This window comes from Streptomyces sp. V4I23, assembly GCF_030817975.1.
Lineage (GTDB): Bacteria > Actinomycetota > Actinomycetes > Streptomycetales > Streptomycetaceae > Streptomyces.
In genome coordinates this window covers 1,807,169-1,830,402 of the sequence record NZ_JAUSZW010000004.1, presented here as the reverse complement: position 1 = coordinate 1,830,402, position 23,234 = coordinate 1,807,169, and the positions used below count along the sequence as shown (strand labels likewise).

15 protein-coding genes are annotated in these 23,234 nt (G+C 72.9%); 8 read left to right on the top strand and 7 right to left on the bottom strand.

Features of this window, described 5'->3' with window-relative positions; translation table 11 throughout:
- Positions 1-94: 94 nt before the first annotated feature.
- From QFZ82_RS10470 to QFZ82_RS10445, 6 genes are all read left to right on the top strand, one after another.
- A complete protein-coding gene (locus tag QFZ82_RS10470; RefSeq protein WP_307712901.1) occupies positions 95-1,813 on the top strand; it encodes a PIG-L family deacetylase in 1,719 nt (572 codons plus the stop codon).
- Positions 1,814-2,008: 195 nt separating this feature from the next.
- Positions 2,009-3,628: a stealth family protein gene (locus QFZ82_RS10465; protein ID WP_373429266.1), complete on the top strand. Its 1,620-nt coding sequence runs from the start codon at positions 2,009-2,011 to the stop codon at positions 3,626-3,628.
- Positions 3,629-3,643: 15 nt separating this feature from the next.
- Entirely contained in the window at positions 3,644-5,266 is a 1,623-nt protein-coding gene (locus tag QFZ82_RS10460) for a sugar phosphotransferase (RefSeq protein WP_307712900.1), read from the top strand.
- Complete coding sequence (locus tag QFZ82_RS10455) at positions 5,263-7,026, top strand: stealth family protein (RefSeq protein ID WP_307712899.1); 1,764 nt, start codon at positions 5,263-5,265, stop codon at positions 7,024-7,026. Before QFZ82_RS10460 ends, QFZ82_RS10455 begins: the two co-directional genes overlap by 4 nt.
- Entirely contained in the window at positions 7,023-9,119 is a 2,097-nt protein-coding gene (locus QFZ82_RS10450; protein ID WP_307712898.1) for a glycosyltransferase family 4 protein, read from the top strand. Before QFZ82_RS10455 ends, QFZ82_RS10450 begins: the two co-directional genes overlap by 4 nt.
- Complete coding sequence (locus QFZ82_RS10445) at positions 9,116-11,089, top strand: PIG-L family deacetylase (RefSeq protein WP_307712897.1); 1,974 nt, start codon at positions 9,116-9,118, stop codon at positions 11,087-11,089. The genes QFZ82_RS10450 and QFZ82_RS10445 overlap by 4 nt, the downstream gene beginning before the upstream one ends.
- 68 nt (positions 11,090-11,157) lie before the next feature.
- Here the strand turns inward: QFZ82_RS10445 and QFZ82_RS10440 are convergent, their stop codons facing one another.
- From QFZ82_RS10440 to QFZ82_RS10420, 5 genes are all read right to left on the bottom strand, one after another.
- Positions 11,158-13,287, bottom strand: coding sequence for a 3-hydroxyacyl-CoA dehydrogenase NAD-binding domain-containing protein (locus QFZ82_RS10440; protein ID WP_307712896.1), 2,130 nt, complete (start codon positions 13,285-13,287; stop codon positions 11,158-11,160).
- Positions 13,284-14,510: an acetyl-CoA C-acyltransferase gene (locus QFZ82_RS10435; RefSeq protein ID WP_307712895.1), complete on the bottom strand. Its 1,227-nt coding sequence runs from the start codon at positions 14,508-14,510 to the stop codon at positions 13,284-13,286. The genes QFZ82_RS10440 and QFZ82_RS10435 overlap by 4 nt, the downstream gene beginning before the upstream one ends.
- Before the next feature lie 580 nt (positions 14,511-15,090).
- Complete coding sequence (locus tag QFZ82_RS10430) at positions 15,091-16,377, bottom strand: ribonuclease D (protein WP_307712894.1); 1,287 nt, start codon at positions 16,375-16,377, stop codon at positions 15,091-15,093.
- A 79-nt stretch (positions 16,378-16,456) separates the two neighbouring features.
- The gene (locus QFZ82_RS10425) at positions 16,457-17,119 is read right to left on the bottom strand and encodes a response regulator transcription factor (RefSeq protein ID WP_177151815.1); all 663 of its coding nucleotides are present in this window, start codon (positions 17,117-17,119) and stop codon (positions 16,457-16,459) included.
- A gap of 264 nt (positions 17,120-17,383) precedes the next feature.
- Positions 17,384-18,055 carry a DUF3000 domain-containing protein gene (locus QFZ82_RS10420; protein WP_307712893.1) on the bottom strand — a complete coding sequence of 224 codons (672 nt, stop codon included), beginning with the start codon at positions 18,053-18,055 and terminating at the stop codon, positions 17,384-17,386.
- A 113-nt stretch (positions 18,056-18,168) separates the two neighbouring features.
- Here QFZ82_RS10420 and hemE point away from each other — a divergent pair, with 113 nt between their 5' ends.
- Positions 18,169-19,251 carry a uroporphyrinogen decarboxylase gene (gene hemE / locus QFZ82_RS10415; protein WP_307717685.1) on the top strand — a complete coding sequence of 361 codons (1,083 nt, stop codon included), beginning with the start codon at positions 18,169-18,171 and terminating at the stop codon, positions 19,249-19,251.
- Positions 19,252-19,324: 73 nt separating this feature from the next.
- Here hemE and QFZ82_RS10410 read toward each other — a convergent pair whose 3' ends face one another.
- Together QFZ82_RS10410 and QFZ82_RS10405 are read right to left on the bottom strand one after the other, a co-directional pair.
- On the bottom strand, positions 19,325-20,707 hold the full coding sequence (locus tag QFZ82_RS10410; protein WP_307712892.1) for an FAD-dependent oxidoreductase: 1,383 nt from the start codon (positions 20,705-20,707) through the stop codon (positions 19,325-19,327).
- Positions 20,708-20,735: 28 nt separating this feature from the next.
- A complete protein-coding gene (locus QFZ82_RS10405) occupies positions 20,736-21,662 on the bottom strand; it encodes a DUF4349 domain-containing protein (RefSeq protein ID WP_307712891.1) in 927 nt (308 codons plus the stop codon).
- Between the two features lie 141 nt (positions 21,663-21,803).
- Here QFZ82_RS10405 and hemG point away from each other — a divergent pair, with 141 nt between their 5' ends.
- The gene (gene hemG, locus QFZ82_RS10400; protein WP_307712890.1) at positions 21,804-23,231 is read left to right on the top strand and encodes a protoporphyrinogen oxidase; all 1,428 of its coding nucleotides are present in this window, start codon (positions 21,804-21,806) and stop codon (positions 23,229-23,231) included.
- The last annotated feature ends 3 nt before the right edge of the window (positions 23,232-23,234 follow it).

Sequence of the window (23,234 nt, the reverse complement as noted above, 5' to 3'; positions counted from 1 at the left end):
TACCGCACAGAAATAGTTTCCTGCTCAACGGAAAGGGGCGTCCGGATGTGTGTAATGTGATGGTCCTGTGAATAGCGAGTCAGGGAGCGGGCAGGTGGGGCGGGCCACTAGGGAAGAGCGCCGGCCGGCGGGCCGGGGTCGGCGCAAGGCCGCGCCCCGTCGTACCGTCGCCGGGCACAGCGCCCAAGGGGTCGGCGGGCGGGGCGGTGTCCTCCACGTCGTCGCCCACCCTGCCGACGTACTGTTCCTCACCGGGGCCGAGGCCGGGCCCGCCCTCAGCGAGCCGGGCCGCCCGCTGACCGTGGTCTGCCTCGCGGCCGGTGACGCCGCGGGCCGCGCCGCTCTGCTCGACGCGCTGTGCGCCGGCGCGGGCTGGAGCCGCCGTGGAGAACGGCTGCCGGACGGCACGCCCCTGGACATCCACACCCTCTCCCCGGCATCCCGCACCGAGGTCTGCTTCGTCGACGCGGCCGGCCGCCTCGCCCGTGGCGCCGAGCAGGAACGGGCCCGCCTCGCCGCCGCGCTGCTGGAGCGTTTCCCTGCGGCGGTGCTCCGCACCACCGACCCCGACCCCGAACACATCGCCTGGGACGCAGAGGTCGCCACCTACGCCGATCACCCCGAGCACACGGCCGTCGCCGAGGCCGTCCTCGAAGCCGTACGGCTGCGCGCCGACAGGCCGGAGACCGCCGGGCTCGTCGTCGAGTGCTTCCGTGCCGCCGCGCCCTGCGACGAGCCCGGGGCCCCCGGCCCCGCGGTGAACCGGTACCCGGGCCGCCGTGTCTGGCTCACCCGCGGCACCGACGGGCGGCTCGCCGCCTACGCCGCCGTGGGCGGCGGCATCGTGCGCTGGACCGAGGAGAGGCCGGGCGGTCCCGGCTGGACCGAGTGGCGGTCGCCCGACACGCCGTCCCTCCTGCCGGTCCTCTCCGTGGCCCAGAGCCCCGAGGGCTGGGTCCATCTCGTCTCGCTGCGCCGGACGCCGGACCCGGCCGGGGGAGCCCTGGTCGAGGTCATGCACGCGGTGCAGTACCAGAGCGGCCGGCCCGCCGCCCCGTGGCGGTCCCTCGGCAATCCCAACGGCAGCCACCCCGTGAAGAGCCGTGAAGTGGGCGTTCCGGCCGTCGTCGTGGACGCCGACGGCTGCCCGCACCTCTTCGCCCGCAACTTCGGACGGGGCGTCAGCTCCCGCTCGCAGGCCAAGGACGGATCCTGGGGCGGCTGGACCGACCGGCAGGGCTCGGGCGTGACCGACGGTCTCGCCGCCGTGCTCGACGACCAGGGCGGACCCGAGGTCTTCGCCCCGTCGGACGAGGGAGTGCTGCGCTGGCACCGCGCCCCCGACGGGGACGGCCTGGTCCGCAGCCCGCATTCGCTGCCGCTGCTGCCGGTGCCCGGCTCGCCGCTCACGGCCCAGCCGACCGGCGGCGGCCGCGTCACGGTGTACGGCTCGGACGCCCGTGACGGCGCGCTCTGGGCGCTGCGCACGGACGGCGCCGCGACACGGATCGGCGGCGCCGGGGGAGCGGGCGTCACCCTCGCCCGGGCGGCGATCGACGGATACGACTGCACGGTGCTGCTCCAGCGCGCTCCCGAGGGCGAGACGGCGATCGCCGCGTATCCGACGGAACACGAACCCTCGGACCTGTGGTGGGAGCGGACGGGCGGACAGGGGGTCCGCGAACCGGCCGCAGCCGTCGACGCGTACGGCCGGCTGGTCGTCGCGTCGCTGGACCCGGACGGCCGCCTGCGGGTGGCGCGCCAGGACACCACGGCGCCAGGTCTGCTGCTCGGTGGGTGGGTGACCGTCTGACACGAGGGGGGTTCCTGGGGAGGGGTTCACGTCGGGGGCGGCAGGGGGCCGCCGCCGACGAGGGGCGCGGGTTCCGCGGAGCGGAACACACGCGGCCCGTATTTGTCGATTGATCGTCATTCTTCTTCACTCGCGGCGTCGTCCGGCTGTCCGGCGGTGGGCGCGAGTCGACGACACCTTTGCACGGAGGGGCTCATGACCATGTCTGGGCATGTGGCACACGCGGGGGCGGGGAGCGGTCGGGTCACGGACGCGGACGGGCACGACCGGCTGCCGCCGCCGCCCAGGATGCGGGTCGGCGAGGCCGACGACGAGGCGTACGTGTACCCGTCCGCGCGTCCGCTCGCCGCCCGGGAGATGAACCGTGCGGCCGTCGCGGAACTGCTCGAACACGTCGGCGTCCCGTACTTCGCGGTCCGCGGCACCTCCGACCACGGCACTGTCGTGGCCGTCGCCGAGGACGACCGCGACCGGGTGCTGGGCGGGATCTTCCGCTACATGTCGGCGTACCCCGGCCACATCACCGTGTTCCCTCCGGAGCCCGCCGCGGCCGGCCGCCCCGTCCCCAGCAAGGACCCACGGGCGTGGCGCGACATCCGCACCGCCGTGGCCGTCCGGCTGAGCTGGCTCCAGACCGACCCCGGCGGACATCTGGTCCTCGGCCACGAGTACGGCGGCACGATCGAGTTCTGGGGCCGGCAGGGCGGCAGCCTCGTCGCGCCCCGGGCCAACCGGGTCACCTGGTCGGTCGCGGCCGACAGCACCGACGTCGGCGGTGCCGGCAGGCTGTTCAGCCGCTTCGTCTCCGACCACACCCCCGCCGAGGACGCGCCCGCCCTCCTGACCCGGCCCGAGTTCCTCGTGCCCTCCGTCGAGGACATCTCCTTCCCCGTCGACGCCGTCTACACCTGGGTCGACGGCCAGGACCCGGCCTGGCAGCAGCGCAAGGCCACCGCCAAGGGCGAGGCCTACCACGCGGAATCGGCCAGCGACGCGCGCTTCATCAGCCGCGACGAACTGCGGTACTCGATCCGTTCGCTGCACCTCTTCGCGCCCTGGATCCGCACGGTCTACGTCGTCACCGACGACCAGGTCCCGGCCTGGCTGCGCGAGGACGTGCCCGGCATCCGCGTCGTCAGCCACCGCGAGATCTTCCGCAACCCGGCCGACCTGCCGACGTTCAACTCGCACTCCATCGAGAGCCAGTTGCACCACATCGACGGGCTCGCCGAACACTTCCTGTACTTCAACGACGACATGTTCATCGGCCGGCCCATCGCGCCGCACGCGTTCTTCACGCCCACCGGCACCGCCCGCTACTTCCCCTCCCGCAACCGCATCCCGCAGGGCCCCGTCGTGGCGACCGACACCCCCGTCGACGCCGCGTGCAAGAACAACCGGGCGCTGCTGCTGAGCCGTTTCGGCCGCGTGATCACCCAGCCCATGGAGCACATCCCCTACGCCCTGCGCCGCAGCGCCATGTACGAGGCGGAGGCCGACTTCCCCGAAGCCTGGGCCCGCACCTCCGCCAGCCGCTTCCGGGCCATGACGGACCTGTCGCCCACCTCCTCCTTCGCGCTCTACTACGCGGCGCTCACCGGGCGCGCCCAGCCGGGCTCGATGCCCTTCACCTATCTCCAGCTGGCCGTACCGGACCTCGAGGACCGCCTCAAGCGGCTGCTGGAGGGCCGCAACCAGGACTCGTTCTGCCTCAACGACGCCTTCTCCACACCGGAGGACCTTCAGGCGCAGCAGGAGGTCCTCGACGGATTCCTCAACGCGTACTTCCCGACCCCGAGCCCGTACGAGAGATGAACAGGAGCCCACGCCATGTCTGAACCGGGGTCGATGAGCTCCGCCGCGGGCGTCTACCAGAAGGTCGTCCCGCAGCCCATCCGGGCCCTCGCGGCCAGCCGCGTACCGCCGCGTGTGCGCCGCAGGGTCAAGTCCCGTCTCGCCCGCACCCTGGCGAGCCGCGAGTCGCGGCTGCACCGCCGCAGCCTCAAGCAGGTCAGGGACGCCCGGTTCGCCGCCCGGCCCGAGGGACGGACGCTGACTGACGACGGGCGCGTCGCCCACATCCACGCGCAGCTCACCGCGGACCGCGCGCGCCGGCTCGACCACGACCTGGTCACCGCCGCGTTCGACGTCGCCGGCATCCCGTGGTTCTCGGTGCCCCCGCTGGACGACCGGCGCACGGCGCTCGCCGTGCCGAAGGAGCACAAGGCCGCCGTACGGCGCGTGCTGCGGGCGCTGCTGGAGGAGCAGACGGGCTACCTCTGCTCGGTCTCCCCGGCCGACAACGCAGGGATCCTGATCCCCGGCAGCCATCTCAAGGCGTGGAAGCACTTCGCCAAGGCCCGCGTCATCCGGGTCATGTGGCTGCGCACCGAACCGACCAGGTCCCTGCTGATCGGCGAGGACCAGGGCGTCGAGATCGAGTTCTGGACCCTCAACACCGATCTCGCGGCCCCCCGGCTCGTCGGGCCGCGCCCCAACCGCGTCCAGCGCGTGGTCCCCGCCGGGACCGCGACGGTCGGGATCGACCACCACCGGCTGACCGGATACGCCGACCTCGCCGCCGCGGGTGCGGCGACCCGGGTCCCCGAAGGCTTCGACATCGTGCGGGTCGAGGAGGTCACCTTCCCCGTCGACGCCGTCGTCCTCTGGCAGCACACCGGGGCATGGGCCGAGGAGCTGCTGCGGGCCACCCTGCGCTCGCTGCACCAGTACGCCCCGTGGCTCGACGCCGTCCACCTCGTCGCGCTCGCCCCCCTGCCGCAGTGGGTGCGGTCCGGGGACTGGCTGACCGTCGTCGGCGCGGGACGGGAGGCGGAGGCACAGCTGCACGAACTGCCCGGCCTCGCCGAGCACTTCCTGCTGCTGCGCCCAGGCGCGGTTCTCGCCCGGCCGGTCCGTCCCTTCGACTTCTTCACCCCCCTCGGCGGCACGCGCCCGCGGCGCGGACCCTGGACGGCACAGGAGGCCGCCGCGCCGTGGACCAGGACCGCATACGCCTTCACCACCCGGGCCGTCGCCCACGGATTCGCCTGCGGCGTCCAGCCGTACAACCTCACCGTCCTGCGCGCGATCGCCGACGGCTACGACTGGACCGAGTACCTCGTCGACACCCAGACGGCGCCCCAGCTGACCGGCACCCACCCGCTCGACGGACTCGTCCACCACGCCGCCCACTGCTCCGGCTACGCCGACCCCTCCGGCGCGGCCACCCTCGGCCTGCACGCCGCCATGCCCGGCCTGCAGCGCTGGCTCGACCGGCTCCTGGTGCGCAGGGACGCCCAGCAGTTCCAGCTGTTCGGGCTCGCCACGGCCGAGGCGCGCAGCCGCGGCGGCACCGCCGCCGTGGTCGAGTTCCTACGGCGCTACTTCCCGGTCGAGAGCCCCTTCGAGCACCCGGCCGACATGGACGCCGGCGAGGACGGAAGCCGATGACCGCGCTCAACCCCGAGGCGTCCTCGGCCGTCGGCGCCTACCGCGCCCTGCTCCCGGCGTCCCTGCGCCGCACGATCGCACGCCGCGTGCCCAGGGGCCTGCGCTCCCTCGTCAAGCGGCTGCTGCGCCGCATCCAGCTCGGCATCGGCCTGTCCCGCGCCCTGCGCGCCGTCCGGGCCCGCCGCCGCTGGCCGCACCTGTTCGCCCAGGGGGAGCGGCTGGCCGCGCTGGTCGACCGCGGCTCGCAGATCGCGCTCGTACGCCCCACCGCGTCCCCGCTCGGGCTGCGGGAGGCCAACCTCGAACTGGTCGTCTCGGCCCTCGAAGCGGCGGGAGTCGACCACTTCGCGGTGCGCGGCACCTCCGAGTTCCGCACCTGCCTCGCCGTGTCCGCGGCCGACCGGGCACGGGTCGGCGAGGCCGTCGCCGCCGCCGGCCGGTCCACGCCGCTGTACGTGGCCCGGTGCGAGGGCCCCGACGCCCACGGGCGCGCCGCCCTCGGCGGCTCGCGCCGCGGCCGCGCGACGGTCGCCGAGGCGTCCGCCGTACGCGTCGGCATGGTCTGGCGCGACCCGGGCGGCTCGCTGTCCCTGGGCCTCGAGTACGGCTGCGACATCGAGTTCTGGCGGCCCGAGGACGACCGGCTCGTCGCCCCGCGCCCCAACCGGACCACCGAGTACGTCGCCGCGGACGCGCCCCGCGTCCTCGTCCCCGTCAGCCGGCTCACCGGCTTCGCGGCACTGCACACCCGGCGGACCCGCGCGGTCCGCACCATCGTGCCCTGCTCCGTCCCCCTGCCCGAGGACGTCCGCTTCCCCGTGGACGTCGTCTACACGTGGGTGGACGGCAACGACCCGGCGTGGCAGGAGCGGCGGAGCCGGTACGGCGAAGGCGGCTACCACGCCGAATCGGCCAACGCCGCCCGCTACATCAGCCGGGACGAACTGCGCTACTCGCTGCGTGCACTGGAACAGCACGCGCCCTGGGTGCGCCGGATCTACCTGGTCACCGACCGGCAGCGGCCGCACTGGCTCGACCCCCGCCATCCGCGTATCCGGGTCGTCGACCACACCGAGATCTTCGACGACGCCGGCGCGCTGCCCACCTACAACTCGCACGCCATCGAGAGCCGGCTGCACCACATCGACGGCCTCTCGGAGCAGTTCCTCTACTTCAACGACGACATGTTCCTGGGCAGGCCCGTCACCCCCCAGGACTTCTTCCTGTCCAACGGCATGACACGGGTCTTCCTGTCGCCCTCCCAGGTCCCGCAGTGGGAACTCTCCCTCGGCGACCGACCGGTGGACGCGGCCGGAAAGAACAACCGCAGGATCCTGGAGGCGAGCTTCGGCTCGACGATCGTGCAGAAGATGCGGCACGCGCCCTACCCGCTGCGCCGCAGCGTGCTCTTCGAGATCGAGCGCGAGTTCGCCGAACAGCACCGGGCCACCATGCTCAGCCGGTTCCGCAGCGCCACCGACATCTCCATCCCCTCGTCGCTGTACCACTACTACGCGTACTTCACCGGCCGGGCCGTGCCCTCCGACATCGAGTTCGCGTACCTGGACCTGGCCCGGCCCGAGATCGAGCGGCGCCTCGGCATCCTGCTGGCCCGCCGCGACCGGCAGGCCTTCTGCATCAACGACACCGTCTCCGACGGGCGGGACACCGACCGGCAGTCGCGCATGCTCAGCCGGTTCCTGCAGGCGTACTACCCCATCCCCAGTGCCTTCGAGCTGAAGGAGCCCCAGGAACGATGAAGGTCTCCTTCCTGATCAACAACATCTACGGCATCGGCGGCACCAACCGGACCGTGATCAACCTCGCCGAGGCGCTGTCCGCTTGTCACGAGGTGGAGATCGTCTCGGTGTTCCGCCGCGCGGCCGCCCCCAAGTTCGAGATCTCCCCGCAGGTCACCGTCCGTGCGCTGGTCGACCTGCGCGCGGGCAGCGGCGCCGACCGGGGCGCGGCCGGCCTCGACGAGCCGACCGGCGTCGTCCCGCGCCAGGAGGAGTTCTACGCGCAGTACAGCAAGCTCTCCGACGAACGCGTCATCGGCCACCTGAAGAAGACCGACGCGGACGTGGTCGTCGGCACCCGGCCCAGCCTCAACCTCTTCGTCGCCCGCTTCACCCGGGACGGGGCCCTGCGCGTCGCGCAGGAACACATGACCCACCTCGCCATCCCGCCCGCCGTGCGCGAGGAGATGGCCCGGGTCTATCCCCGGCTGGACGCCGTGACCACGGTCACCGACGCCGACGCCCGCTCCTTCATGGAGCACACGCCCATCGCGGGCGTGCCCGTCGTCGGCATCCCCAACAGCGTGCCGCAGCCCGTCGTCACGCCGTCCGACAGCAGCCGCAAGGTCGTCGTCAGCGCCGGCCGCATGCACCACATCAAGCGGTACGACCTGCTGATCCGCGCCTTCGCCCGGGTCGCGGACGACTTCCCGGACTGGCAGCTGCGCATCTACGGCGACGGCAACGAGGCGGCCAAGCTGCGCGCTCTGGTCACCGAACTCGGCCTGGCAGGACGGGCGTTGCTCATGGGCAGCTTCTCGCCGATCGAGTCGGAGTGGGCCAAGGGCTCCATCGCCGCCGTGACCTCCAGCGCCGAATCGTTCGGCATGACCCTTGTCGAGGCCATGCGCTGCGGGCTGCCCGTGGTGTCCACGGACTGCCCCGTCGGCCCCCGGGAGATCCTGCGGGACGGCGAGGACGGCATCCTCGTCCCCAACGGCGACACCGAAGCCGTCGCCGCCGCGCTGCACCGGCTGATGGCCGACGACGCGCTGAGGCGCGCCATGGGCACGGCCGCCCTGCGCAACTCCGCCCGCTACGACCCCGGAGTCGTCGCCGACCGCTACACCGAACTCTTCGAGTCGGCCGCCGAGCGCCGCGCCGCGGCCGAGCCCAAGTACCGCAGGCCGTCGGTCAAGGCACCGGGCCGTGGGCCGGGCAGCGACGCCCCGCCCGCCACCGTGCGCACCGCGGTGGTGCACACCGTCGCCGACGACGCCGGCTGGCTGCGGTTCACCGCCGACGGCCCCGACGACGGCAAGCACCGCTGGAACCTCGAGCTGCGCCAGAACCCCACCGGCGGCCGGCGCCTGCCCGACATGCCGTTGCGCACCACCCGCAGACCTCTGCCGTCCGGCGGCACGCGCTACACGGCCGCGCTCACCCCCTCCGCCCTCGAGGAACTCGGGGACGGCCGCTGGCGCGTCATGATGGTGTCCGCCAAGGGCGAGGCCGTCCACATGAAGGCCGGGATACGCGACACCCGGGCCCTCATGGCCGCCCGGGCCCGGCTCCTCGCCTCGCCCGCCGGCGCACCGGTCGTCTGGAACCTCCCGTACGCCCAGCAGGGCGGCAAGCTCATGCTGCGCACCGTCCACCGGGCCCAGCACGTGGAGTGCACCGCGGTCGACGTCACGGACGACGCCATCAGCGTCCGCGGCGTCCTGTGCGCCGAGCGTGCCGTCCTCCCGGGCGCCCGCTTCGTGCTCGTGCGCCGCGGCCACCACCGCGCCGAGATCTCCGTACCCGCCCACGCCACCGACGAGCGCACCTTCCGCGCGGAGGTGCCGCTCCGCCAGGTCGTCGACGACCGGCTGGAGCGCTGGGAGGACTGGGACTGGTGGCTGCAGCCCAGCCCCGCCGACCGCCGCAAGGTGCGCGTCTGCCACCTCGTCGAGGACTTCCCCGACGTCAAGGGCGCCTACGCCTACCCCGCCGTCCCGGTGGCCGACGAGCTGTCGCGCTTCGTCGTCGTGCACCCCTCCCGTCCCGTACGGGTCCGTCCGTACTGCTCAGCCTCTGGAGCCATGGCCATGAATGTGGTGGACCGATGAACCGAGAACCGCGCTCGATCCTGCACATCGTCGCCCACCAGGACGACGACCTGTACTTCATGAACCCCGACCTGGTGCGCGCCCTCCAGGACGGCGACCGCATCACCACCGTGGTGCTCACCGCCGGCGAGGGCGACGGGATCAACGTCGACACCGACAATCCCCAGCGCCGCTCCGTCCAGCCCGACTTCGCCGGTTACAGCACCGCCCGCGGCTGCGGACTGCGCTCCGCCTACGCCCGGATGGCGACCGGCGACCGGACCAGCCCGTGGCGCCGCGAGCCCGTCGAGATCGTCCCCGGGTTCGCCGTCGAACGCTTCACTCTGACGGCGCGCGAGAACGTGCAGATGTTCTTCTGCCAGCTGCACATGGGCGCACCGACTCCCCAGGGCACCCGCACCCGCATCACCGACCTGTGGGCCGGGCAGATCCGCACCCAGGCCACCCTGCCGGTCCGCGGCTCGACCGTCGCCGAGGTGCAGCACGTCTCCCGCGAGCAGGTCGTCGGCGGACTCGTGTCGCTGCTCGCACACATCGGGCCGACCACCGTGCGCACCATGGACCCCGACCCCGAACACGACGGCGGCAAAGAGGGGTTCGTCCTGTCCGACCACCTCGACCACACCGCCACCGCGCGGTTCGCGCTCGCGGCCCTCGCCCGCCACCGGGAGACGGCCCCCGCCCCGCCCGTCGTCGAGCACTTCAGGGCGTACGCCAACCGGTTCTGGGGCTACAACCTGGACGTGGGCGCCGTCGAGGAGAAGGCCGCCTACCTCGCGACCTACGCGGGACTGGACGCCACCACCGCGTGCCCGCAGGGCACCTGCGACGCGTGCGGCGACCGCCAGCTCGGCCCCAACCCCTACCGCAGCACCCACATGCGCAGCGCCGCCTACCGCTACTCGCCCACCACGGACTGGCTGCGGCTCGGCCCCGGCGGCCGGCTCAACGCCTTCGCCGTCCTCGGGGGCCGGCTGGCGCTCTGGACGGAGACCGGCCCGGCGACGGGGGAATGGCAGGGCCCGTTCACGCTCGGCGACGGATGGATCGCGCCCACCCTGGCGGTGGCCGGGGAACCGGGCGGGCCGGCCCACCTCGTGGCCCTGCGCCGCCGGGAGATGCCCGGTGGCGAGGTGAGCGTCGATCTCGTCCACACGACGCAGGAGCCGGAGGGCGGCGGGTTCTACGACTGGGAGAGCCTGGAGAACCCGGACTGGCACCACACGGACCCGCGGTTCCAGCGCGAGACGGGTGTGCCGTCGGCCGCGGTCGACGGCGCCGGCCGGCTCCACGTCTTCGTCCGCAACTTCAGCCAGGGCATCAGCATGCGCCGCCAGGACGATCACGGCGGCTGGGGGCCGTGGGAGGACCTCGGCGGCTCCTTCGTCCAGGACGCCGGCACGGCGATACTCAACGACCTGGGGGCCGTCGAGCTCTACGTTCCCGGGAAGGGCTCCGTGCACCGCTACCACCAGGCCGACATGGGCGCACCCTTCGTCCGCGACGACACCCTGACCACGGGCAAGGTCGCCTCGGGCGGGATCACCGCCGTCAACTCCGGCGGCAACCGTACCTGTCTCTACTTCCGCGAGGCCGCCACCGGCCAGGTGATGGCCTACCGCCAGCATGAGAACGGGCGCTGGCCCGGGGCCGGAGCGGGCTGCGGCGGACACGCCGGCACCGGCGCGGTCGCCGCCCTGTGGGCGCCCGAACGCGGCGCCCGCGAGGCGTACCTGGCGCACCGCGGATCCCGCGGCCGGCTCGTCGTCTCCCTGCCGGTCCGCGACAAGGACGTTGCCGGAGCGCACTGGCGCGAACGCGGCGACATGCTCACGCACGCCCCGGCCATGGCGCTCGACGCGGCCGGCGCCCTCGTGATCACCGCCGTCGGAACGGACGGCAGACTCCACGTCCACCGCCAGCTCACGCCGGAGACCGGCAGCCCCCTGGGACCGGTCCGCATCGTGTGACGGCCCCCGGACACGCGAACGGGCCGTACGGATACGTCCGTACGGCCCGTTCGTCTGTCGGTGACCCCTTACGCGGGGACGCTGGCGACGCCCTGCGCCAGGAACCGCTTGCCGTTCACGCGCTCCGAGACGCCCTCACGGTCCAGGTACGGCGTGATGCCGCCCAGGTGGAAGGGCCAGCCGGCGCCCGTGATCAGGCACAGGTCGATGTCCTGCGCCTCGGCCACGACACCCTCGTCCAGCATCAGGCCGATCTCCTGCGCCACCGCGTCCAGGACGCGGGCACGCACCTGCTCCTCGGTCAGGACGGTGTCGCCCTGCTTCAGGAGGGCGGCGACCTCCGGGTCCAGCTCCGGCTTGCCGGAGTCGTAGACGTAGAAGCCGCGCTTGCCGGCCTCGACGACCGCCTTCAGGTTGGGGGAGACCTTGAAGCGGTCCGGGAAGGACCGGTTGAGGGTCTCGGAGACGTGCAGACCGATGGCCGGGCCGACCAGCTCCAGCAGGACCAGCGGCGACATCGGCAGACCGAGCGGCTCGACGGCCTTCTCGGCGGTGGCGACCGGGGTGCCCTCGTCGATGACGTTCTGGATCTCGCCCATGAAGCGGGTCAGGATGCGGTTCACGACGAACGCCGGGGCGTCCTTGGTGAGAACCGCGGTCTTCTTCAGCTTCTTCGCGACACCGAACGCGGTGGCGAGCGACGCGTCGTCCGTCTTCTCGCCGCGGACGATCTCCAGCAGCGGCAGGACCGCGACCGGGTTGAAGAAGTGGAAGCCGACCACGCGCTCGGGGTGCTTGAGCTTGGAGGCCATCTCGCTGACCGACAGCGAGGAGGTGTTGGTGGCGAGGATCGCGTGCGCCGGGGCGACCGCCTCGACCTCCGCGAACACCTTCTGCTTGACGGACATCTCCTCGAACACGGCCTCGATGACGAAGTCCGCGTCCGCGAAGCCCTCGGCCTTGTCGAGCACACCGGTCACCAGGGCCTTGAGGCGGTTGGCCTTGTCCTGGTTGATGCGGCCCTTGCCGAGCAGCTTCTCGATCTCGGCGTGGACGTAGCCCACACCCTTGTCGACGCGCTCCTGGTCGATGTCGGTCAGCACGACCGGCACCTCTAGGCGGCGCAGGAACAGCAGCGCGAGCTGAGAGGCCATCAGACCGGCGCCGACGACGCCGACCTTGGTGACCGGGCGGGCCAGGCTCTTGTCGGGGGCGCCGGCCGGGCGCTTGCCGCGCTTCTGGACCAGGTTGAAGGCGTAGATGCCGGAGCGCAGTTCGCCGCCCATGATCAGGTCGGCGAGCGCGGTGTCCTCGGCGTCGAAGCCCTTCTGCAGGTCGCCGTCCTTGGCGGCCTCGATGATGTCGAGGGCGCGGTAGGCGGCGGGCGCGGCGCCGTGCACCTTGGAGTCCGCGATGAAGCGGCCACGGGCGACGGCCTGGTCCCAGCCCTCGCCGCGGTCGACGTCGGCGCGCTCGACCGCGATCTCACCGGTGAGGACCTTGGCGGTCCACAGCAGGGACTGCTCCAGGAAGTCGGCGCCCTCGAAGATCGCGTCGGCGATGCCGAGCTCGAAGACCTGCGCGCCCTTGAGCTGCTTGTTCTGGTTGAGCGAGTTCTCGATGATGACCGAGACCGCGCGGTCCGCGCCGATCAGGTTCGGCAGGATCGTGCAGCCGCCCCAGCCCGGGACGAGACCGAGGAAGACCTCGGGCAGCGAGAACGCCGGGATCGCCTTGGAGACGGTGCGGTACGTGCAGTGCAGACCGACCTCTACGCCGCCGCCCATGGCCGCGCCGTTGTAGTACGCGAAGGTCGGCACGGCGAGGCCCGCGAGGCGCTTGAAGACGTCGTGGCCGCCCTTGCCGATGGCGAGCGCGTCCGAGTGCTGCTTGAGCAGCTCGACGCCCTTGAGGTCGGCGCCGACGGCGAAGATGAACGGCTTGCCGGTGACACCGGCACCGACGATCGCGCCCTCGGCGGCCTCCTTCTCGACCTGGTCGATCGCCGCGTTGAGGTTGGCGAGCGACTGCGGTCCGAAGGTGGTCGGCTTGGTGTGGTCCAGGCCGTTGTCCAGCGTGATGAGCGCGAAGCGCCCGGCGCCCGCGGGGAGGTCGAGGTGCCGCACGTGCGCCTGCGTGACGACCTCGTCCGGGAACAGCTCGGCCGCGCCCTTCAGGAGCTCAGTGGTGGTGCTCACTTGTTGCCTCCGGCGTCCTTGTGGTGCGGGTTCTCCCAGATGACCGTGGCGCCCATGCCGAAGCCGACGCACATGGTGGTCAGGCCGTAGCGGACCTCCGGCTGCTCCTCGAACTGGCGGGCCAGCTGCGTCATCAGACGCACGCCGGAGGAGGCCAGCGGGTGGCCGAAGGCGATGGCGCCGCCGTACTGGTTGACGCGCGCGTCGTCGTCGGCGATGCCGTAGTGGTCCAGGAAGGCCAGGACCTGGACGGCGAACGCCTCGTTGATCTCGAAGAGGTTGATGTCCTCGATCGTGAGGCCCGCCTTGGCGAGGGCCTTCTCGGTCGCCGGGATCGGGCCGTAGCCCATGACCTCCGGCTCGACGCCGGCGAAGGCGTACGAGACGAGGCGCATCTTGACCGGGAGGTTGTTCTCGCGGGCGAAGTCCTCGGAGGCGATGATCGACGCGGTGGCGCCGTCGTTGAGGCCCGCGGCGTTGCCGGCGGTGACGCGGCCGTGGACGCGGAACGGCGTCTTCAGACCGGCCAGGCTCTCCAGGGTCGTCCCCGGGCGCATCGGCTCGTCGGCGGTGACCAGGCCCCAGCCGGTCTCGCCGGCCTCGGGGTTGGTACGGCGGACCGAGACCGGCACGAGGTCCTGCTGGATCTTGCCGTCGGCGTACGCCTTGGCGGCCTTCTCCTGCGAACGCACGGCGTACTCGTCGGCGCGCTGCTTGGTGATGTGAGGGTAGCGGTCGTGCAGGTTCTCCGCGGTCATGCCCATGAAGAGGGCCGACTCGTCGACGAGCTTCTCGCTGACGAAGCGCGGGTTCGGGTCGACGCCCTCGCCCATGGGGTGACGCCCCATGTGCTCGACACCGCCGGCGATGACGGCGTCGTACGCACCGAAGGCGATGGAGCCGGCGACGCTCGTCACGGCGGTGAGCGCACCGGCGCACATGCGGTCGATGGAGTAGCCCGGCACGGACTGCGGCAGCCCGGCGAGGATGCCCGCGGTGCGGCCGAGGGTCAGGCCCTGGTCACCGATCTGCGTGGTCGCCGCGATGGCGACTTCGTCGATCTTCTTCGGGTCAAGGGCCGGGTTGCGCCGCAGCAGCTCCCGGATGGCCTTCACGACGAGATCGTCGGCGCGGGTCTCGTGGTAGATGCCCTTCGGGCCCGCCTTGCCGAACGGGGTGCGGACGCCGTCGACGAAGACGACGTCCCTGACGGTACGAGGCACGATGGCTCTCCTCCAGGGTGCGGGGTTGCACTGCTGCGGCGCACACGCCTGAGCGTGCGCTTGCTTCTCTCATGCTACTTGTGGGTAACCATGCTGCCCAGTCCCCCGGGGGCGGGGCGGTGAAGGTCACACGTCAGGGTGGTGTCGGCGGGCTCGCCCCGGTGGGGATCGCGGGTTCGGGACGCGGCGTGATGGGCGGTGCTCCGGCGGGGCGGGGGCCGCGCCCGGAGGGGCGGCCGCGGCGCGACAGAGGAGATGGCGCCCGGCCGGGGGCCGCTCTGCCAAAGGCTCTCGCGCGGCAGACGCCGTGCCCCTGTCGCCGACGGCGCTTCGGCCGAGCCGCCCCCGGGGGCGGCGACTCACCGCCCGATGGGCGCAGGGGCCGGATCGCTGTGGCCGAGGAAGGGCACCGTGGCCCTGAGGGACGGACAGGGTTCGGCGGGGTGAGCGGCACGCTGTGGCGCCGCAGCGCCGGGCGGGCACCGTTTCGCCCGCCCGGCGGGAGTATCCGACACCCGGCCCGGCCGAGGCCGCGTGCGCCCGGCCCGCCCGGGGGCCCTGGGACAGGCCCCGCGTGGCGTTACGCCGGGCCCGCGACCAGTGCAGCCGACAGGAGGGGGGCCACCAGTTCGATCTGCCATTGCCTCGCGCCCAGCGAGCCCAGCGTCTCCGCGACCGAGTCCGGCGTGACCGGCGAGGGCGGTTCCCAGCAGACCCTGCGCACCGTGTCCGGGGTGATCAGGTTCTCCTGGGGCACGTTCAGTTCCTCGGCCAGCGCCGACACCGCCGCACGGGCGGCCGACAGCCGGGCCGCCGCCGCGGGGTCCTTGTCGGCCCAGGCGCGGGGCGGCGGCGGGCCCGCCACCGGCTGACCGGGCTGCGGGAGCTCGGAGTCGGGCAGAGCCTTCGCCCGGTCGACGGCCGCCTGCCACTGCTCCAGCTGACGCCGTCCCATCCGGTGCCCGAAACCGGGCAGCGCCGTCAGGGCGTGCAGGTTGGCCGGCAGCGCGAGCGCCGCCTCCACGATCGCCGCGTCGCCGAGCACCTTGCCGGGCGACACGTCACGCCGCTGCGCGATCTTGTCGCGGGCCGTCCACAGTTCCCGTACGACCGCCATCTGACGGCGCCGGCGCACCTTGTGCATGCCCGACGTCCGCCGCCACGGGTCCTTCCGCGGCGGCGCCGGCGGGGCCGCGGCGATCGCGGCGAACTCCTGGACCGCCCACTCCAGCTTCCCCTGGCGCTCCAGCTCCTTCTCCAGCGCGTCGCGCAGGTCGACCAGCAGCTCCACGTCGAGCGCGGCGTAACGCAGCCACGGCTCGGGCAGCGGACGGGTGGACCAGTCGACCGCGGAGTGGCCCTTCTCCAGCGCGTAGCCGAGGACGCCCTCCACCATCGCGCCGAGCCCGACGCGCGGGAAACCCGCGAGGCGGCCGGCCAGCTCGGTGTCGAACAGCCGCGTCGGCACCATGCCTATTTCGCGCAGGCAGGGCAGGTCCTGGGTGGCGGCGTGCAGGATCCATTCGGCGTCGGCGAGGGCCTCGCCGAGCCCGGACAGATCGGGGCAGCCCACCGGGTCGACGAGCGCGGTGCCCGCGCCTTCGCGGCGCAGCTGCACGAGGTAGGCACGCTGGCCGTAGCGGTAGCCGGAGGCGCGTTCCGCGTCGACGGCCACGGGGCCGGTGCCCGCGGCGAAGGCCGCGATCACCTCGGCGAGCGCATCCTCGTCGGCGACCACCGGCGGGATGCCGTCACGGGGCTCCAGCAGGGGGATCGGCAGCCCGTCGGCGGGTACGCCGTCGTCCGGAGGAGCGCCCCCGGTGGTTCGCAGTGATGTCTGCGCTGCGGTCTCTTGGGCGTCGGTCACGTGTCAAGGGTATCTGTGAACGGATCGCGCCCGTCGACGGAACGTTCCGTCGACGGGCGCGGAGGAAGTGTCGAGAGTTTCAGTGGATGATGCCGGTCCGCAGGGCCACCGCCACCATGCCGGCCCTGTCGCCCGTGCCCAGCTTGCGGGCGATACGGGCGAGGTGGCTCTTGACGGTCAGCGCGGACAGGCCCATCGAGACGCCGATCGCCTTGTTGGACTGGCCCTCCGCCACCAGGCGCAGGACCTCGACCTCGCGGCCGGACAGCTCGCGGTAGCCGCCCGGGTGGCTCGGGGCACCCGGGGGGCGGCGGTGCATGCGGCCGGCCGCGGAGCCGATGGGGGCGGCGCCGGGTCGGGCGGGGTGTCCGATATTGGTGCGCGTACCGGTGACCACGTAGCCCTTGACGCCTCCGGCGAGGGCGTTGCGCACGGCGCCGATGTCGTCGGCGGCGGACAGCGCGAGGCCGTTCGGCCAGCCCGCGGCACGCGTCTCGGACAAGAGGGTCAGCCCGGAACCGTCGGGCAGGTGAACGTCGGCAACGCAGATGTCGCGGGGGTTGCCGACGCGGGGACGGGCCTCCGCGATGGACGACGCCTCGATCACGTCACGGACTCCGAGCGCCCACAGGTGGCGGGTGACGGTGGAACGGACGCGCGGGTCGGCCACGACGACCATGGCCGTCGGCTTGTTGGGGCGGTAGGCGACCAGGCTTGCGGGCTGCTCGAGAAGAACGGACACCAGGCCTCCTGGAAAGGTGCGGGACGGAGCCGGCTCGGGGAAGAAGCCGGGGCGAACCGTGCAGTTAGGTCATTGACCTCTTCGGCATCAAACCCGTCCGCCTTTAGGGAATGATCACGATTTGGTGAGTAATTATCAGGACAATTCGGACAGGCGATCGATCATCCTACGAGCGAGCACGTGCACGTGCGCCCGCCCGTGCACGAGCGGGGCAGCGCGTCGCACGGCCCGCGCCAGTGTCCCGCGGACGAGCCGTTCCGCTCCTCAGGGCTGCTGCGGTCCTCGTCGCTGCGGAAGGCTCACCACACCCGTCGTGCCGTCGGCGGCACCGGCCGGCGACGGGGGCAGTCCGGCGACCTGGCAGAGGAGATCGCACCAGGCGGCGAGGTGCGTGGCGGTGTCCGGGACGCCCCCCGCCCCCTCCTGCGGAGTCCACGACGCACGGATCTCGATCTGGGTCGCGGGACGGCGGTCGGCGAGTCCACCGAAATAGTGAGACCCCGCGCGGGTGACGGTGCCGCTCGGCTCCCCGTACGCCAGCCCGCGGGCCTCCAGCGCGCCCGTCAGCCAGGACCAGCAGACCTCCGGCAGCAGCGGGTCGGCGGCCATCTCCGGTTCCAGCTCCGCCCGCACCAGCGTGACGAGACGGAACGTGCCGTGCCAGGCCTCGTGGCCCGCGGGATCGTGGAGCAGGACGAGCCGGCCGTCCGCGAGATCGTCCTCGCCGTCGACGACCGCGGCTTCCAGGGCGTAGGCGTGCGGGGCGAGCTTCTGCGGCGGCCGGGTCGGATCGATCTCGATCTCCGCCCGCAGCCGGGCGGACCGCAAGGCCTCGACCGCCTGGCGGAACGCGCGCGGCACCCCGCCCTGCTCCGTGCTTTCCGGCGCATCGACGCCGTTGGAATGATCGGAAAAATGTCCCTGAGCCGCAGCCATGCGGGGAAGAGTAGGCGGAACGAGGCCGTCGCGCAGGGAGGGACACCCTGCCCGGGGCGGCCACTTCTTCCTCACGTGCGAAGATTCTGGGCGTGAGCGCCAACGACCTTCCCCTGACTCGAGGCTCCGCCCGAGCCGGGGACACCCCGTCCCAGGGCCAGCCGACGAAGACGTACGACTCCGCTTTCCTGAAGGCGTGCAGGCGCGAACCCGTGCCGCACACGCCGGTCTGGTTCATGCGGCAGGCCGGGCGCTCGCTTCCCGAGTACCTGAAGGTGCGCGAGGGCATCCCGATGCTCGAGTCGTGCATGCGGCCCGAGCTCGTCACCGAGATCACGCTGCAGCCGGTGCGACGGCACAAGGTGGACGCGGCGATCTTCTTCAGCGACATCGTGGTGCCGCTGAAGGCCGTCGGTGTCGACCTCGACATCAAGCCGGGCGTCGGCCCGGTCGTCGCCGAGCCGATCCGCACGCGCGCCGATCTGGAACGGCTGCGCGATCTGACGCCCGACGACGTCGCCTACGTCACCGAGGCGATCGGGATGCTCACCGAGGAGCTCGGCGCGACCCCGCTGATCGGCTTCGCGGGCGCGCCGTTCACCCTCGCCAGCTATCTGGTGGAGGGCGGGCCCTCCCGCAACCACGAGCACACCAAGGCCCTGATGTACGGCGACCCGCAGCTGTGGGCCGACCTGCTGGACCGGCTCGCGGACATCACCTCCGCCTTCCTGAAGGTCCAGATCGAGGCCGGGGCGTCCGCCGTCCAGCTCTTCGACTCCTGGGTGGGCGCGCTGGCCCCCGCGGACTACCGGCGCTCGGTGATGCCGGCGTCGGCGAAGGTCTTCGCATCGGTCGCGTCGTACGGTGTCCCGCGCATCCACTTCGGTGTGGGCACCGGGGAGCTGCTGGGGCTGATGGGTGAGGCGGGCGCTGACGTGGTCGGCGTCGACTGGCGCGTCCCGCTCGACGAGGCCGCCCGCCGGGTGGGTCCGGGCAAGGCGCTCCAGGGCAATCTGGACCCGGCCGTGCTGTTCTCGTCCCCGGAGGCGGTGCGCACGAAGACCCGCGAGGTACTGGAGGCCGCCGCGGGTCTGGAGGGGCACGTGTTCAACCTTGGGCACGGGGTGCTGCCCACGACGGACCCCGACGCGCTGACGCGTCTGGTGGCCGACGTCCACGAGACGACCGCGCGCTGAGGACGCCCGGACACACCGCTCGCCGCGGGGCAGGCTGCCCCGCGGCGAGCACCGGCAGCGCGTCCCCGTCGCCTTACGTCCGACCTTCCGCCCGCACCGCCGCCGTCGCCTTGCGCGCGGCCACCAGGACCGGGTCCCACACGGGCGAGAACGGCGGCGCGTACCCCAGGTCCAGCGCCGTCATCTGCTCCACCGTCATCCCCGCGGTCAGCGCCACCGCCGCGATGTCCACGCGCTTCGCCGCGCCCTCGCGGCCCACGATCTGCACCCCCAGCAGCCGGCCCGTGCGGCGTTCGGCGAGCATCTTGACCGTCATCGGCGCCGCGTCCGGGTAGTAGCCCGCGCGGCTCGTCGACTCGATCGTCGACGTCACGTACTGCAGGCCCACCTCCCGCGCGTCCTTCTCCCGCAGACCCGTGCGGGCGATCTCCAGCTCGCAGACCTTGCTCACCGCGGTGCCCACCACGCCGGGGAACGTGCCGTAGCCGCCGCCCGCGTTCGCGCCGATGATCTGGCCGTGCTTGTTCGCGTGGGTGCCCAGCGCGACATGGCGTTCGCGGCCCGAGACCAGGTCCAGCACCTCGACGCAGTCCCCGCCCGCCCAGATGTTCTCGTGACCGCGCACCCGCATGGACAGGTCCGTGAGCAGGCCGCCGTACCGGCCGAGGGGCAGGCCCGCGGCACGGGCCAGGGCCGTCTCCGGCTCGACTCCTATACCCAGGACCACCACGTCCGCCGGGTACTCGGCGTCGTCGGTCGCCACCGCCCGGACCCGGCCGTCCTCACCCGCGAGGATCTTGGTGACGGCCGAACCGGTCACCGTGGTGATGCCCAGCCCGTCCATCGCCCGGTGCACCAAGGCGCCCATGTCGGGGTCCAGCGTGGCCATCGGCTGCCGGCCGCGCGTCACCACGGTCACCTCGTAGCCGCGCTTGAGCAGCGCCTCCGCCATCTCCACGCCGATGTATCCGGCGCCCACGACCACGGCGCGCCGGCCCTCCGTACGCGTCAGCGTGTCCAGGAGCGCCTGGCCGTCGTCGAGCGTCTGCACCCCGTGCACGCCGGCCGCGTCGATGCCGGGCAGCGGGGGCCGTACCGGGCGGGCGCCGGTGGCGACGACCAGCTTGTCGTAGCCCGTCCACGCCTCCTCGCCCGTCTCCAGGTCGCGGGCGCGCACCCGGCCGCCCGCCGTGTCGATCTCCGTCACCTCGGTGCGCATGCGCAGATCTATCCCGCGGGCGCGGTGCTCCTGCGGCGAACGGGCGATCAGTTCGTCCCGCTCGGGCACGTCCCCGCCCACCCAGTACGGGATGCCGCACGCCGAGAACGAGCTGAAGTGCCCGCGCTCGAACGCCACGATCTCCAGCTCGTCCGGGCCCTTCATCCTGCGTGCCTGCGATGCGGCGGACATGCCCGCCGCATCGCCCCCCACGACCACCAGTCGCTCCGTTGTCATGAGGAACACGCTACGGCGCAAGGTCGGTTCAGTCCCGCGCCCCGGAAGGAGATGTCACCTCCGCACCCGGCGCCGGACGGGGCCGCAGCCGCGGCCGGACCAGCCACCGCCACATCGCGTACAGCAGACCCAGCAGCGCGGCGAACGGCGCCACCGCACCGATCGCCACCGTGATCCACCGAAGCGTCGCCACCAGCGCGTCCCAGCCGCCGCCGAGGGCGTCCAGGAAACCGGGGTCGTCGTCCTCCTTCGCGTCCGGCGTCTCCGCCTCGGTCAGCGTCAGAGTGATCGTCGCCAGCGTCGTGCGGTCCTTCAGCGAAGCCTGCCGCGCCAGCAGGGACTCCAGCTCCGCCTGACGGCTGCTCAGCTGTCCCTCCAGCGTGACCACGTCGGACAGCTTCGTCGCCCGCTCCATCAGCTCCCGGACCCGCGCCACACTCGCCCGCTGGGTCGCGATACGGCTCTGAACGTCCACCACCTGGTCGGTGACGTCCTTCGCGTCGGCCTTGCGGGAGAGCAGCTTTCCGGCACCCGCGAGCTCCGTGAGGACCGGGCCGTACTGCTCCTGCGGTACGCGCAGGACGACATGCGAGGTCACGTGGGTGTCGTCGACGCGTTCGGAGGTCTCGTTCTCGACCCGGCCGCCCGCCCGCTCCACCACCGCGCGCGCGTTCGCGAGAGCCTTGACCGCGTCCTTCACCTCCATGTCGAGTGCGGCGGTGCGGATGACGTGCGCCGCGGGCGGTGCCGAGGGCTTCGCCGTCCCGTCCCGGTCCGCCCCCTCGGCGGGCTTCTCGGCGGACTCGTCCGCCGAGAAGCCGGATCCGGCGGCCCCCCTGCCGCCGTCGTGTGCGGCCGACTTGGCGTCGCCGGACGCGGAATCGCCCGCGCCGCAGCCGACGAGGCCGAGCGACGCGGTGAGCAACAGGACCGCGAGCGTTCGTCGTGCACCCATGAGACCCCCCAGGGCTGGAATGGTGAGCGGTTGCCGGTTCGACGGCTCACCCCTGGTGACGGGTTGCCCGTATCCGGTTCCGAACCGGTCACGGTCAGGACTCGTTACGGGGGGCGTTCGGGCGTTTGAGAGAGTTGCCGCATGAACGTGGACACAGCGGCGCGTCATGTCGTCGTCATCGGGGGCGGCATCGCCGGTCTGGCCGCCGCCCACCGCCTGGTCACCGCCGGCGTGCGCGTCACCCTCGTCGAGGCCACCGACCGCCTCGGCGGCAAGCTCCAGGGCGGCGAGATCGCGGGCGTCCCGGTGGACCTCGGCGCCGAATCGATGCTCGCGCGCCGCAGCGAGGGCACCGACCTGGCCCGTGCGGTCGGCCTCGGTGACCGGCTCCAGCCGCCCGCCGTCGCGACCTCCGCGGTCTGGACCCGCGGCGCCCTGCGTCCCATGCCCAAGGGCCACGTCATGGGCGTGCCCGGCACCCAGGAGGCCCTGGCCGGCCTGATCTCGCCCGAGGGGATCGACCGCATCGGGCGCGAGAAGGACCTGCCGCCCGTCGAGGTCGGCGACGACGTCGCCGTCGGCGCGTACGTGGCCGAGCGCATTGGCCGAGAGGTCGTCGACCGGCTCGTCGAACCGCTGCTCGGCGGGGTGTACGCGGGCGACGCCTACCGCATCTCGATGCGCGCCGCGGTCCCCGGCCTCTTCGACGCCCTGCGCCGCCACGCCACTCTGCTCGACGGCGTACGCGAGGTCCAGGCCAAGGGAGCCGCGCAGCAGGGCGCCGGGCCCGTCTTCATGGGCCTCGACGGCGGGATGGGAACGCTGCCCGCCGCCGTCGCCGCGTCCGTACGCGAGGGCGGCGGCGACATCCGCACCTCCACCGCCGTTCTCGGGCTGACCCGCACCGGCTCCGGCTGGCGGATCCGCACCGACCGCGAGCCGCTGACCGCCGACGCCGTCGTCCTCGCCACCCCTGCCTGGTCCGCGTCCGTGCTGCTGGCCGCCGAGTGCCCGGCCGCGGCGGCCGAACTCGGCCGCGTCGAATACGCCTCCATGGCCCTGGTCACCCTCGCCTTCCGGCGCGCCGACCTCGGCTCGCAGCCGCCCGGCAGCGGCTTCCTCGTCCCGCCCGTGGACGGCCGGGCGATCAAGGCGTCCACCTTCTCCTCCAACAAGTGGAGCTGGGTGGCCGAGGGGGCGGGCGACCTGTTCGTCCTGCGCACCTCCGTCGGCCGTTACGGGGAGGAGCAGGCACTGGAACGCGAGGACTCGGAGCTGGTCGGCGTGTCCCTGACCGACCTCGCCGAGGCGATCGGCCTCACGGCCGCGCCCGTGGCGTCCGAGGTCACCCGCTGGACCGGCGGTCTGCCCCAGTACCCCGTCGGGCATCTCGCCCGTGTCGCCCGCATCCGCGACGCCATCGCCGAGCTGCCCGGCCTGCGGGTCTGCGGAGCGGTCTACGACGGTGTCGGCATCCCCGCCTGCATCGGCAGCGGACAGCGCGCGGCGGACGAGATTCTCGCCACGCCGACCCTGGCGCGGGGCACTGATCGGGACGCGGGAGAATAGCCG